A 12,411-nucleotide genomic window follows, 5' to 3' on the forward strand; every position below is an offset into this window, starting at 1 on the left:
GCCGCCGCCGGGCCGTTGCTGGTGAACTGCCCGCCGGGCGGGCGCGCCCTCGGCGGGTGCGGCGCGCAGGTACTGCCACGGGTACTTCTCCCGCGCCGAGCCGGGGTCCAGGGTTTCCGCGGCGTGCAGGGGCCACGCCGGGTTCCGCAGGGCCTCCCGCGCCAGCAGCACCACGTCCGCGGACTTCGCGGCCAGGATCGCCTCCGCCTGCTCCGGCTCGGTGATCAGGCCGACCGCGCCCACCGGCAGCGCCGTCCGGGCGCGGACCTGCCCGGCGAACGGGACCTGGTACCCCGGTCCGACCGGGATCCGCTGGTCCGGGTCGAGCCCGCCGGTGGTCACGTCGATCAGGTCCACCCCGCGGTCGTGCAGCAGCGGCGCCAGGTCCGCGGTCTCCGCGGCGGTCCAGCCGCCCTCGACCCAGTCCGTCGCCGACAACCGCACCAGCAAGGGGCGCTCCGCGGGCCACGCAGCGCGCACCGCGTCGACCACCTCCAGCAGCAGCCGCACCCGGTTGCCGAACGCGCCGCCGTAGCGGTCGGTGCGCTGGTTCGCCCGCGGTGACAGGAACTGGTGCAGCAGGTACCCGTGGCCGGCGTGGATCTCGACCGCGTCGAACCCCGCGTCGACCGCTCGCCGGGCCGCGGCGGCGAAGTCCGCCACGATCCGGGCCAGGTCGGATTCCGTTGCCGCCACCGGGGAAGCGAAGCCGCGGTAGGCGAGCGGCGAGGGCGCGAGCGGTGTCCAGCCGCCCTCGCCCGCCGGCACCGTGCCGCGCCCCTCGCCGGGCGCGAACGCCGACGCCTTGCGCCCCGCGTGGCCCAGCTGCACCGCGATCGGCGCGCCCTGCGCGTGCGCGAACCCGGTGATCCGCCGCCAGCCCGCGACCTGCGCGTCCGACCACAGACCGGTGTCCCGCGCGCTGATCCGCGCCTCCGGGGACACCGCGGTGGACTCGGTGATCAGCATCCCGAACCCGCCTGCCGCGCGGGCGCCGAGGTGGACCAGGTGCCAGTCGCCCGGCACCCCGTCCGCCCCGGCGCTGTACTGGCACATCGGCGACAGCCACACGCGGTTCGGCACCGTCAGCTCCCGCAGCGTCAGCGGGGTGAACAGCCTGCTCACGAGCCCGCCCCGAGGAACGCCCGCGCGTTCGCGGCCAGGGTCGCGACGTCCAGGCCGGCCGCGGTGGCGAACCCGACCGGGTCCGGCTGCGCCATGTCGAACGGGTGGTCGCTGCCGCACACGACCGCGTGCTCGCCCACCCGCGCCGTCAGCAGGCGCAGCAGCTCCGGGTCGTGGGTGACCGTGTCGAACCACAGTGCCCGCACCGCTTCGCCCGGCGGGCGCGACGAGTCGCGGCGGACGTCGGCCCGGGTGCGCCAGCCGTGGTCCCACCGGCCCAGCACCCCGGGTGTGCACCCGCCGCCGTGCACGAAGCAGATCCGCAGGTCCGGCAGCTGGTCGAGCACCCCGCCGAGCAGCAGCGCGCCGACCGCCGTGGCGGTTTCGACCGGGTTGCCGAGCAGGTTGGCCAGGTAGTGGTCCTGCCACTCCGGGCGCGGCAGCTGCATCGGGTGCACCAGCACCGACAGGCCGAGCCGGGCGGACTCGCCGAGCACGTGCCGCAGCACGCCGCGGTCCAGCGACTCGCCGCCGAGCAGCGGCGGGATCGCCACCCCCGCGATTCCCGGCTGCGCCGCCAGCCGCTTCAGCTGCTCGGTCGCCACCGCCTCGCCGTCCAGGGAGACCAGGCCCAGCCCGGCGAGCGCACCACCAGCGGACGCCACGACCTCGGCGAGCGCGGTGTTGAACGCGTCCACGTACTCGGCGGCCGGGCCGGCGACGGGGAAGGCGAACGGCGGGGCCGACAGCACCCGCACGCCGAGCCCGGCCGCGGCGGTGTCGGCGAGGATCGCCGGCACGTCGCTCATGGCCCGCGTGGGGATGGACAACGGCACCTCACCGAGGTGCAGCTCGCCGCCGGAGTCGCGCAGCGGCCCGTACGGGGCGCCCGGCGGGAGGCCGAACAGCTCGGCGGGCAGCCAGTGCGCGTGGACGTCGACCGGCCCGTCCGCGATCGGCCCGATCACCGCCGCTCTCCCAGCGGCAGCGGCGCGTTGGCGCTGTCCAGGTGCTCGACCGTGGTGAACACCAGCTCGCTGTCACCGATGTTCTCGATGTCGTGCAACAGGTACTCGCCGGGGCCGAACGTGAAGTGCCGCGTCTCACCGGCCACATAGGACACTTCACGGGTGGTGCCGTCGCTGGTGTGCTGGCGGCTGCGCCCGGCGTTGACCGCGGTCCAGAAGTAGTCCAGCACGTGCCGGTGGGCGTGCCAGCGCTCGCCGGGCGCCAGGCGGATCTCCCAGACCCGGACGCGGTCGTTCTCGCTCAGCAGGCGGGAGCCGACCTCGCCGTCGTGGGCGTGGGCCTCGAACTCGGCGCGCAGCTGCGGGCTCCAGCCGTCGAAACCACTCGCGACGAGGGTGCCCGCCAGCGGCAGGTCGGACAGGAAACTGGTGTCGGACATGGTCTTCTCCTCGTTTCAGTGGCCGGGCCCGTAGAGGCCGAATCGCAGGTCCGGGTCCCCGGGTGTCCAGGTGTTGTGGAACTGGGAGCGCGCGCCCATCGCCTTGACGCGGTCGAGCAGCCGGGCGCTCAGCTCCAGCTGTGCCGGCTCCCACTTGCGCAGGGCGGCGGGGACGTCGCCGTCGGCGTCGGTCAGCGCGCCGGCCAGCGCCCAGGCGTCGGCGGCGGCCTTCGCGGTGCCGGCGGCGGCGTGCGGGCGGGCGGCGGCCGCGGCGTCGCCGATCAACGCGACCCGGCCCTGCGCCATCCGCGAGGCGCGCACGTCCGACACGACCTGGATGTAGGGCTGCGCGGTGCGGGTGACCACCTCGGCGGCGGCGGGTGCGAGCAGTTCCGCGGCCGTTTCCCGCATCTCGTCCACGTAGCGGTCCTGAACCTGTCCCGGGTGGATGGACACGGTGCCGGTGAAACCGCGCTTGTCGATGAGCATCTCCGCCAGCTCACTGCCGGCCGGCACGTTGCGGTACCAGACGTAGTTCATCAGCCGCTCCGACGGGCCGGTCTCGCCGGGGATCGGGTACACCGTGATGTGCGAGTGCGGCACCACGCTGTAGGAGATCGCGTTGCCGAGCAGTTCCCGCGTCGCGGGCGTGAGTTCGTGCTCGGGCACAGTGCCGCGCCAGCCGACGTAGCCGGAGTACTCCAGCTGCGCGCCGGGGTCGAGCAGGGACCGGCCGATCGAGGTGATGCCGTCGGCGAACACGACCAGATCGGCCTCGGCGCGGTGCCCGGACACGAACCGGACGGTCACGCGGTCCTCGTCCTGCGCGACACCGCAGGCGAACTGGCCGAGGTGGTAGTGCTCGCTGCCGAAGTCGGCGAGCAGCGCCCGGTAGAAGGTGCCCCAGGACGTGTAGGTCCAGCGGCGGCGGTCGCGGTGCACGACACCGTTGCCGCGGTCGAGGTACTGCACGTACTCGGTCGCGGTGGACAGCGCTTCCGGGTTCTGCGCGCTGCGCTCGGCGAACCAGCGCACGGTGTCCGGCTGCAGCACGATCCCGCCGCCCCGGCCGTCCAGCGGCGTCGGGGTGCGCTCGTACACCTCGACCTCGAACCCGAGGTCGCGCAGCAGCAGCGCGGTGGTGAGCCCGCCGATCGACCCGCCGATCACGGCGGCGCGGGCGCCTGCGTAGGCACTCATCAGTGGATCTCCTCCGAAGCGGGAACCGGGCCGGGCTGGACCGGATCGGCGGGCAGGGGCGCGCCGCGGGTCTCCGGCGCGAAGAACAGCCCGATGGCGCCGAGCATCCCGACCGCGACGACGCACGTGGTCGCCAGGCCGAGGTCGCCGCCGAACCAGGACGCGGCCACCACACCGGCCACCAGCGGCCCGGCCGCGGTGAGGTAGCGCCCGATGCCGTTGTAGAGCGCCATCCCGGTGGCGCGGACGCTCGGCGGGAACAGCTCCGGGCCGTAGACGAGGATCCCGGACAGCGCGCCGTAGAGGCCGAAGCCCGCGACCGGGATGACGGCGAGGAACACGCCCCAGCCGGGCGAGAACGGGAACAGGAACCCGACACTGACTGCGGAGACCGCGAAGCTGGTCGCGAACGCCTTCCGGCGGCCGATCGCGTCGGCCAGGAAACCCCAGGTGGCGTAGCCGAGCACGCCGCCGGCGTTGAACAGCATCGAGGCCAGCGCGACGCGTTCGTTGGCCACCGCCGGCGTCAGCTGGGCCGCGGTCGCCGCCTGGCGGATCACCTGTGGGTACCAGGTGGACACGCTCCAGAAGGCGACCAGCGACCCGGTGGCCAGCGCGGTGCCGACCAGGGTGTGCTTGAGCAGCGGCCGGGACAGCAGGCGGCGCAGCACGAACCGGTCCTGCTCGGTGCGGTGGCCGCGGGCGCGGCGCTCCCGGCGGGCGGCGATGGAGCCCTTGATCTCCGGCGGCTCCGGCACGTGACGGCGGATGAAGTACACCAGCAGCGCGGGCAGCACGGCGATGCCCATCATCAGCCGCCAGCCGTGCCCGCCGAGGACGGCGTAGGCCAGCGAGGCGAGGAAGAAGCCGAACGCGTAGCCGGACATCATCACGCCGCAGGCCCGCGCCCGGTAGCGGTTGCGCCAGACCTCGGCGACGAGCGCGGCGCCGACCGGCGCCTCCACCCCGGACCCGAGGCCGGCGATGAACCGCAGGACGCCCAGCTGCCACCAGGTGTCGGCGAACGCGGCGAGCGCGGTGAACACCGCGTAGGTCACGATGCCCGCGGACAGCACGCGGACGCGGCCGAAGTAGTCGGCGAGGATCCCGAACAGGATCCCGCCGGTGCCCCAGCCGAACAGGAACAACGCGACGGTGATGCCGCCGTAGAGCCCGATGCTGCCGGTGGCCGGCGCGATCCCGCTGTGCGGCAGCAGTTCGGTCATCGCCGGGCCGAGGATCAGGGAGTACAGGCTGCCCGCGAACCCGTCGAGGGCCCAGCCCATCGTCGTGCCCAGCAGGACCAGCCACTGGGTGCGGGTGATCTCGGTGCGCCACGGTGGCGCGGAGGGGTTGGCCATGGGACGGCTCCTTTGCCGTGGGGACAGGGGTCAGTTGAGGCGGCCGGGGGTGTCGGCGCCGTACCAGTCGACGTCGTCGGCGGCGGTGCGGGCGACGACGGTCTTGATCCAGGTGAAGTCGTCGAAGGACTCGGATCCGGCGTCCCGCCCGGTGCCGGATTCCTTGATGCCGCCCCAGGGCAGCGACGGTTCGAGGCGGTGGTGGTCGTTGATCCAGACCATGCCCGCCGCGATCCGGTCCGCGACGCGGTGGCCGCGGGCCAGGTCGCGGGTCCAGACCCCAGCGCCGAGGCCGAAGCGGTTGTCGTTGGCCTTGGCGATGGCGTCGGCTTCGTCGTCGAACGGGACGACGACGGCGACCGGGCCGAAGATCTCCTCCCGCGCGACCCGCATCTCGCTGGTGGCGTCGGCGAGCACGGTGGGCCGCAGGAAGAACCCGCCGTCCAGCGGCGCGGGCAGGTCGGGCGCCCCGCCGCCCGCGGCGAGCCGGGCGCCTTCGGCGATCCCGGCGCCGATCAGGTTCAGCACCTTGTCCCGCTGCGCGGCGCTGACCAGCGGGCCGAGCTGGGTGCGCGGGTCGGACGGGTCGCCGATCCGGATCGCGTCCGCGCGGCGGGCCAGCGCGGCCACGAACCGCTCGTAGTTCCCGCGCTGCACCAGGAACCGGGAACCGGCCACACAGGACTGCCCGGCCGCGACGAAGGCGGCGAACGCCGCGCCCTCCGCGGCCGCCTCGGGGTCGATGTCGTCGAACACGACGATCGGGGTCTTGCCGCCCAGTTCGGCGGTGACGCGGGCGAACCGCTTCGCGGTGGCGACCGCGGCGGCCCGGCCGGCCTCGGTGCCACCGGTGAGGGTGATCTTGGCGATGTCCGGGTGGCCGGTGAGGCGCTCGCCGACCTCCCGGCCGCCGGTCACCACGTTCACCACGCCGTCCGGGACACCGGCTTCGCGAACCAGATCGGCCAGGGCCACAGTGGACAGTGGCGTGATCTCGGAGGGCTTGACCACGACCGTGTTCCCGGTCGCCAGCGCGGCGGACAGGCTGCGGGCGAGGATGAGCAGCGGGTGGTTGAAGGGCGTGATGATGCCGCACACGCCGAGCGGCGCGCGCCGCTGGTAGGTCAGGTACGGGCCGTCGGAGGGCAGCACGGCGTCGCGCTGGGCGGCCAGCAGCCCGGCGTTGTAGCGGAACCACTCCGGCACCCGGGACAGCTGCGCGCGGGTCTCGGTCACCGGGCGGCCGTTGTTGCGGGTCTCCAGCCGGTACAGCGACTCGGCGGCGCCTTCGACGACGTCCGCGACGCGCAGCAGCAGCCGTCCACGCTCGGTGCGGGTCAGCGACGGCCACGGCCCGCCGAGGAACGCCGCGCGGGCGCGGGCGACGGCGGCGTCGACCTCGTCGAGGGTGCTGTCCGGCACCGTGTCGAGCACCCGGCCGGTGGCCGGATCGAGGATCGGTCGCGCGTGTCCGGTCCCGGCGGTGGTGGGGGAGGTGGTCGTCGTCGACATCCCGGGCCCTTTCGGTCGTGGGTGGAGCGCTTCCCGAGTCTGATCGACGGCGCCGCGCCGGGCGATGTCTGCGACGACACAGAGTTGACTTGTGGAGTGTTCCCGCTGACACTTCCGGGGTGGATGAGGTTTCCGAGCTGCGCGAGTGGCTGGGCGCGATCGGCGCCCTGACCGCGGCGGTGAACGCCGGTCAGGGGCTCCGGGAGGTGCTCGACCTGGTCGCGGCGACCGCGCGGGAGCTGCTCGGGCTCGACTTCTGCGGTGTCCTGGTGCCGGACACCGCGCGCGCGAACCTGGTGATCGCCGGGTGGAGCGGGCTGACCGAGGCCTACGTCGCCCGCGTCAACTCCGACCGGCCGGTGCGCATCGAGGCCACCGCCGACGTCGGGGCGCCGTCCAGCCAGGCGTTCCTGTCCGGCCGTCCGTGCGCGGTCTCGGACATCTCACGGGAGCCGGACTTCGTCTGGGGCGGTGTCGCGCGTGAGCAGGGCTACCTGTCGATGCTGTCGGTCCCGCTCGTGACGGCCTCCGGCGTGATCGGCACGCTCAACAGCTACCGCTCCACCGTGCACGAGTTCGGCGCCGAAGAGGTCGGCCGGCTCCAGCTGCTCGCCGAGCACGCCGCCATCGCGATCACCTCGGCGCGGGTGCTGGACGACCTGCGCCGCCAGCACGACCTGGTGACGCGGTCGGAGCGGATCCACGAACGGCTGCTGCGCGTCGCGGTGCAGGCGGGCGGGGTCGCCGGGATCGCGGCCGCGCTGCACGACCTGCTCGGCAGGCCGGTGCTCGTCCGCGACTCGCGGGGCGAGGAGCTCGCCGCCGCGGGCGGCCCGGTGGAGGCCGGTGACGCCGGGCCGTGGTCACCGCGTGCGGAGCTGGTGCGGGAGAGCGGTGCGCACGTCGTGGCCGACGTCGTGCTCACCGGCGAGGTCGCCGCCCGGGTGTGGCTGCCCGGCGGGCCGCTCCCGCCGCTGGACCGCCGGGCGCTGGAGCACGCCTCGGTGGTGCTGTCGCTGGAACTGCTGCGGCAGCGGACCGCGCTGGAGGTGGAGCAGAACCTGCGTGGCGAGCTGCTCGCCGACCTGCTGGCCGGGGCCGACCCGTCGGCCCCGTCGGTGCGGGACCGCGCCGGGCTGCTGGGCCACGACCTGACGCGCCCGCACCGCGCGCTCGTCGCCCAGGTGGTGGCGGGCGGGAAACCGGCGCCGCCGGGCGCGACCCAGCGGGCGGTGGCCGAGGCGACCCGGCTCGCCGCCGGTGTCCGGCCGCGCCCGCTGGTGGCGCTGTACCGCGGGGACGTGGTGGCCTTGTGGCCCGACGGCGAGTCCGTCGACGGCTTCCGCCGGGCGCTGCTCACCGCGCGCGGGGTCGACGACGCCACCGTCGCGGTGTCCGCGCCTGCCGTCAACCACGCCGAGGCCTACCGGGTCGCCCGCGGAGCACTCGCCGTCGCCGCCCACGCCGGGCAGTCGGGCGCCACGATCACACTGGACCGGCTCGGCGTGGCCGGGTTGCTGCTCCAGCTCGGCGACCCGGCCCCGCTGTGCGAGTACGCCGACCGCACTCTGGGAGGGCTGGTCGCCTACGACCGCGACCACGGCACCGCCCTGCTGGAGACGCTGCGGGTGCACCTCGCCGCCGGGCTGGACCGGCAGGCCACCGCCGCGGCGCTCACCGTGCACCCCAACACCGTCAGCCAGCGGCTGCGCCGCATCGAGGCGCTGAGCGGTCTGGACCTGCGCTCGGCGCGCGACGTCGTGGACGCGCAGTCCGCGCTGGTGGTGCTCGACGTGGCGAACGGGACGCACGCCGAGGCGTGATCGGAAGTCCGAGGTGGACGGAAGTCCCCCGGACATCACGGTTCGGTTTCGGCGGCAACCGGACCGGGCCGGGGAGCGAGTTAGCGGCATGGTCGCCGTGCGGTTCCTGCTCGCCTTCACCCTGCTCCTGCTGGGCGGGTGCGCCGCGCAGCCCGCGCCCGTGCAGCCGGTGCAGCCCGCACCGGAGCCGGAGGTCGTGGCGCCGGTGGAACCGGAAGCACTCGACGTCCCGCGGATCGGCGCTCGCTCGACGCTCGTCCCGCTGGGCCTCAACGCCGACGAGACGATCGAGGTGCCGCCGGTGACCCAGCCGATGCCGGCCGGGTGGTACCGGCTCGGGCCGTCGCCGGGGGAGCCGGGGCCCGCGGTGGTCCTCGGGCACGTGGACGGCGGCGGCAGGCCGGGGATCTTCCACCGCCTCAAGGAACTCGTGCCGGGGGACGAGGTGGTGGTGTCGCGAAAGGACGGTTCCACCGTCACGTTCGCGGTGACCCGCGTGGAGCAGATCGACAAGGACGAGTTCCCCACCGAAGCGGTCTACGGCGACACCGCCGGGCCCGAGCTGCGGCTGATCACCTGCGGCGGCAGCTTCGACCGGGCCGCGCGCAGCTACCGCGACAACATCATCGTCTACGCCGCACTGCGGTGACGATTCTGGGAGGAAACCATGCAGCACAAGAAGATTCTCGCCGGCGCCGGGCTGCTCGCCTTCGCGGCCGGGGTGCTCGCCGCGCCGGCCGCCAGCGCCACCGCGCCGCCGCCGAAGCTCAGCGTGTCGCCGTCGTCGGTGTCGCCGGGGCAGACACTCGAGTTCAGCGCGTACTGTGCGGGCAACGCCAGCACGGTGACCTCGCCCGGGCTCGCCGCCCCGGTGACGCTCACCCGCGTCCTGGACGGCTACACCGGCACCGGGAAGGCCGCGGCGAAACCCGGCAGCTACCAGGCCACCTTCACCTGCTCCGGCAGCGGCGGCCCGGCAGGCAACGGCACGGCGACCGCGACGTTCACGATCACCGGCCCGACCTCGACGACGACCACGAAGCCGCGGCCGGGCACGTCGACGCGGCCACCCGCGCCGTCGAAGACCACGACGAAGGCCCCGCAGGTCAAGGTGCTGCCCAAGGGCGCACCGGAGACCGGCGACGGCACCTACGCCGGGTAAGGGCGTCAGTCCGGCACGTCCCGGTCGGCCACGTGCACGGCACGGCCGTCCTGGTACACGGCGAGGATCCGCTTGCCCAGATCGCGCACGTCGAGCGGGTCCCCGTCCACGATGACCAGGTCCGCGCGCTTGCCCGGGGCGATCGAGCCGAGCGTGGACTCCAGCCCCATCAGCTCGGCCGCGGACAGTGTCGCGGCGTGCAGGGCCTCGCCGGGGGACAGGCCGTGCTCGACGAGCAGCTCCAGCTCCAGCAGGTTCTCGCCGTGCGGGTACAGCGGCGCGTCGGTCCCCATCGCGATCCGCACGCCCGCCTCGACGGCGCGCCGCACGCTGTCGCCGGAGCTCTGACGGATCTTCTCGGCGATGTGGTCCGGGTACGGCACACCCGCCTCGACGGCCTGCCGCAGCCCGACGCCCGCGCTGAGCGTCGGCACCAGCCACGTGCCCCGCGCGGCCATCATCTCCAGCGTCTCGTCGTCCAGGAAGTGACCGTGCTCGATCGAGCGGACCCCGTTGCGCACCGCCGCTTTCGCGCCCTCGCCGTGCGCGTGCGCCATGACGTGCAGGCCCGCCGCCGACGCCTCGGTCACCATCATGGCGATCTCGTCGTCGCGGAAGTGCGGGATCCGCGGCCCGGCGCCGCTGGACACCACGCCGCCGCTGGTCGCGACCTTGATGACGTCCGCGCCGGCACGCACGAGTTCGCGGATCTTGCGCCGGATCTCCTCCGGGCCGTCCACGATCACCGGCGGGCGGCCCGGGTGCGGCGGCAGCAGGTCCACCACGCACGTCGAGGGCCACCACGGGTCGCCGTGCCCGCCGGTCTGGCTCAGCATGTTCAGCGAGATCTGCATGCGCGGACCCGGGATCAGGCCGCGTTCCTGCGCCACGCGCATCCCGAGGTCGGCGCCCGCCGCGTCGCGGACCGTGGTCACCCCGGCCGCGAGCGTCCTGACCATGTTCCGCGCGCCCTCGTAGAACTGCAGCGAGAACGGCTCCTGCGCGGCGGCGAACAGGTCCGCGCCGGTCATGGTGAGGTGGACGTGGCAGTCGATCAGCCCGGGCAGCACGCCGCGGCCTGCGCAGCCGACCTCCTCGTCGCCGTCGAGGCCGGTGCCGACGTCGGTGATCCAGCCGTTCTCGACCGCCACGTCGGCGGGACCGGCGGTGCGGGAGGCGGCGTCGAACACCGTGCCGCCGCGGAAGACGGTGCGGGTCATCGCTGCCCCTCGCGTGTGAGTTCCACTGTGGACAAGCCGCGTTCGGACTGCCGCCGGATGAGCGGCGCGAGCGCGAACAGCACCAGGGCGAGGACCACCGCGCCCATCCCGAGCAGGCCGAAGTAGGCGGCCGCCGACCCGGCGTCGTAGAACTTCACCAGCTGCGCCCCGATGCCCTGCCCGGCGGCGTTCGACGACAACCACAGGCCCATCGTCTGGGTGGCGAACGCGGCGGGCGCCAGCCGGGTCGTCGCGGACAACCCGATGGGGGACAGGCACATCTCGCCGATCGTGACCACGGCGAGGCTGCCGATCAGCCACAGCGGGCTGGTCTGGCCGGGACTCGCCGCGGGCAGCACGAGCATCAGGTAGGACAGCCCGGCGATCGCCAGGCCCGCCGCGAACTTGTGCGCCGTGCCGGGGGAGCGGGAGGACCGGTCGAGCCGCAGCCACATCAACGCGAACAGCGGCGTCAGGACGATCAGCACGAGCGACCCGACGGACTGGAACCACGACGCCGGGATGGTGAACCCGAACGCCCCCAGGTCGGTGCTCTCGTCCGCGTACTGCGCGATAACGGTCGCGCCCTGTTCCTGGATGCACCAGAACGCGACCGCGGCGACGAACATCGGGATGTAGCCGCGCACCCGCGCCCGCTCCGCCGCGGTGGTGCGCTTGCTGCGCAGCATGACCGTGAAGTAGCCGACCGGCAGCGCGATCGCGAGCACGCTGATCAGGTCGACGACCCCGCCCGGGCCGAGCGCGCCGGTGCCGATCGTCGCGGCGAGCACGGCGACGAGCACCGCGACCCCGGCCGCCACCGCGACCACACGCGAGCGAGGCACCTCGCCCAGCCGCAACGGGTTCTTCGGCGCGCTGCTGAGCGGGCTGAGGTGGCGTTGGCTGCGCACGTAGACCACGAGTCCGAGCGCCATGCCGATCGCCGCCAGACCGAATCCGAGGTGGTAGTCGTACCGTTCGCCGACGGTGCCCACGACCAGCGGCGCGGCGACCGCCCCGACGCTGATCCCCATGTAGTAGATGCTGAACCCCGAGTCGCGCCGCGGATCGTCGCGGGCGTAGAGGTCGCCGACCGACGAGGAGATCGTCGGTTTCAGCAGCCCGGTGCCGCTCGCGATGAAGATCATCGACGCGAACAGCGCGCCGGCCCCGGCGGGGATCGCGAGGCAGATGTGGCCGCACATGATCAGGACCCCGCCGGTGAGCGTCGCCCGCCGGTCCCCGAGCAGCCGGTCGCTGATCCAGCCGCCCAGGATCGCCGCCATGTACGTCGCCGAGCCGTAGACCGCGATCAGCGACTTCGCGCTGCCCGGGTCGATGCCGAGACCGCCGTCCAGGATCCGGTCGGTCATGTAGTACAGCAGCAGCGCGCGCATGCCGTAGTAGGAGAACCGTTCCCACGCCTCGGCGAAGAACAGCCCGACCAGCCCGCGCGGCTGGCCGAAGAACACCCGATCCGTACTCCCCACGCCCACCGCACCTCCGAGCCGACCGTGTCAGTGGGCGCAGACGTTACATCCGCGCGGGCCGGTGATCAATGCATGATTCGACTGTCGTGAGCGTTGACTGTCGCCGTTGC

Annotated in this window: 11 protein-coding genes; 3 read left to right on the plus strand and 8 right to left on the minus strand. The window is 74.0% G+C overall.

Annotation, left to right across the window (positions count from 1 at the left end; translation table 11 throughout):
• The 6 genes from ABZ215_RS23465 to ABZ215_RS23490 form a co-directional block, all read right to left on the minus strand.
• The coding region (locus ABZ215_RS23465) for an NADH:flavin oxidoreductase/NADH oxidase (RefSeq protein ID WP_354951564.1) at positions 1 to 1,125 on the minus strand (1,125 nt) is incomplete at its 3' end.
• On the minus strand, positions 1,122 to 2,093 hold the full coding sequence (locus ABZ215_RS23470) for an amidohydrolase family protein (protein ID WP_354951566.1): 972 nt from the start codon (positions 2,091 to 2,093) through the stop codon (positions 1,122 to 1,124). The genes ABZ215_RS23465 and ABZ215_RS23470, both read right to left, overlap by 4 nt.
• Entirely contained in the window at positions 2,090 to 2,533 is a 444-nt protein-coding gene (locus tag ABZ215_RS23475; protein ID WP_354710747.1) for a hypothetical protein, read from the minus strand. Before ABZ215_RS23475 ends, ABZ215_RS23470 begins: the two co-directional genes overlap by 4 nt.
• 15 nt (positions 2,534 to 2,548) lie before the next feature.
• A complete protein-coding gene (locus tag ABZ215_RS23480) occupies positions 2,549 to 3,733 on the minus strand; it encodes an FAD-dependent monooxygenase (RefSeq protein WP_354951568.1) in 1,185 nt (394 codons plus the stop codon).
• Complete coding sequence (locus ABZ215_RS23485) at positions 3,733 to 5,094, minus strand: MFS transporter (RefSeq protein ID WP_020422823.1); 1,362 nt, start codon at positions 5,092 to 5,094, stop codon at positions 3,733 to 3,735. Before ABZ215_RS23485 ends, ABZ215_RS23480 begins: the two co-directional genes overlap by 1 nt.
• A gap of 30 nt (positions 5,095 to 5,124) precedes the next feature.
• A complete protein-coding gene (locus ABZ215_RS23490; RefSeq protein ID WP_354951571.1) occupies positions 5,125 to 6,606 on the minus strand; it encodes an aldehyde dehydrogenase family protein in 1,482 nt (493 codons plus the stop codon).
• Between the two features lie 119 nt (positions 6,607 to 6,725).
• Here ABZ215_RS23490 and ABZ215_RS23495 point away from each other — a divergent pair, with 119 nt between their 5' ends.
• The 3 genes from ABZ215_RS23495 (at position 6,726) to ABZ215_RS23505 (ending at position 9,591) form a co-directional block, all read left to right on the plus strand.
• Entirely contained in the window at positions 6,726 to 8,429 is a 1,704-nt protein-coding gene (locus tag ABZ215_RS23495; protein WP_354951573.1) for a GAF domain-containing protein, read from the plus strand.
• Positions 8,430 to 8,517: 88 nt separating this feature from the next.
• Positions 8,518 to 9,078 carry a class F sortase gene (locus tag ABZ215_RS23500; RefSeq protein WP_354951575.1) on the plus strand — a complete coding sequence of 187 codons (561 nt, stop codon included), beginning with the start codon at positions 8,518 to 8,520 and terminating at the stop codon, positions 9,076 to 9,078.
• Positions 9,079 to 9,096: 18 nt separating this feature from the next.
• Positions 9,097 to 9,591 (plus strand): hypothetical protein, encoded by a 495-nt coding sequence (locus tag ABZ215_RS23505; RefSeq protein ID WP_354951577.1) that lies wholly within the window; start codon positions 9,097 to 9,099, stop codon positions 9,589 to 9,591.
• Between the two features lie 5 nt (positions 9,592 to 9,596).
• Here ABZ215_RS23505 and ABZ215_RS23510 read toward each other — a convergent pair whose 3' ends face one another.
• Positions 9,597 to 10,811 (minus strand): amidohydrolase family protein, encoded by a 1,215-nt coding sequence (locus ABZ215_RS23510; protein WP_354951579.1) that lies wholly within the window; start codon positions 10,809 to 10,811, stop codon positions 9,597 to 9,599.
• On the minus strand, positions 10,808 to 12,301 hold the full coding sequence (locus ABZ215_RS23515) for a peptide MFS transporter (protein ID WP_354951581.1): 1,494 nt from the start codon (positions 12,299 to 12,301) through the stop codon (positions 10,808 to 10,810). Before ABZ215_RS23515 ends, ABZ215_RS23510 begins: the two co-directional genes overlap by 4 nt.
• Between the last annotated feature and the right edge of the window lie 110 nt (positions 12,302 to 12,411).

Source organism: Amycolatopsis sp. NPDC006131, from assembly GCF_040614175.1.
Classification (GTDB): domain Bacteria; phylum Actinomycetota; class Actinomycetes; order Mycobacteriales; family Pseudonocardiaceae; genus Amycolatopsis_E; species Amycolatopsis_E tucumanensis.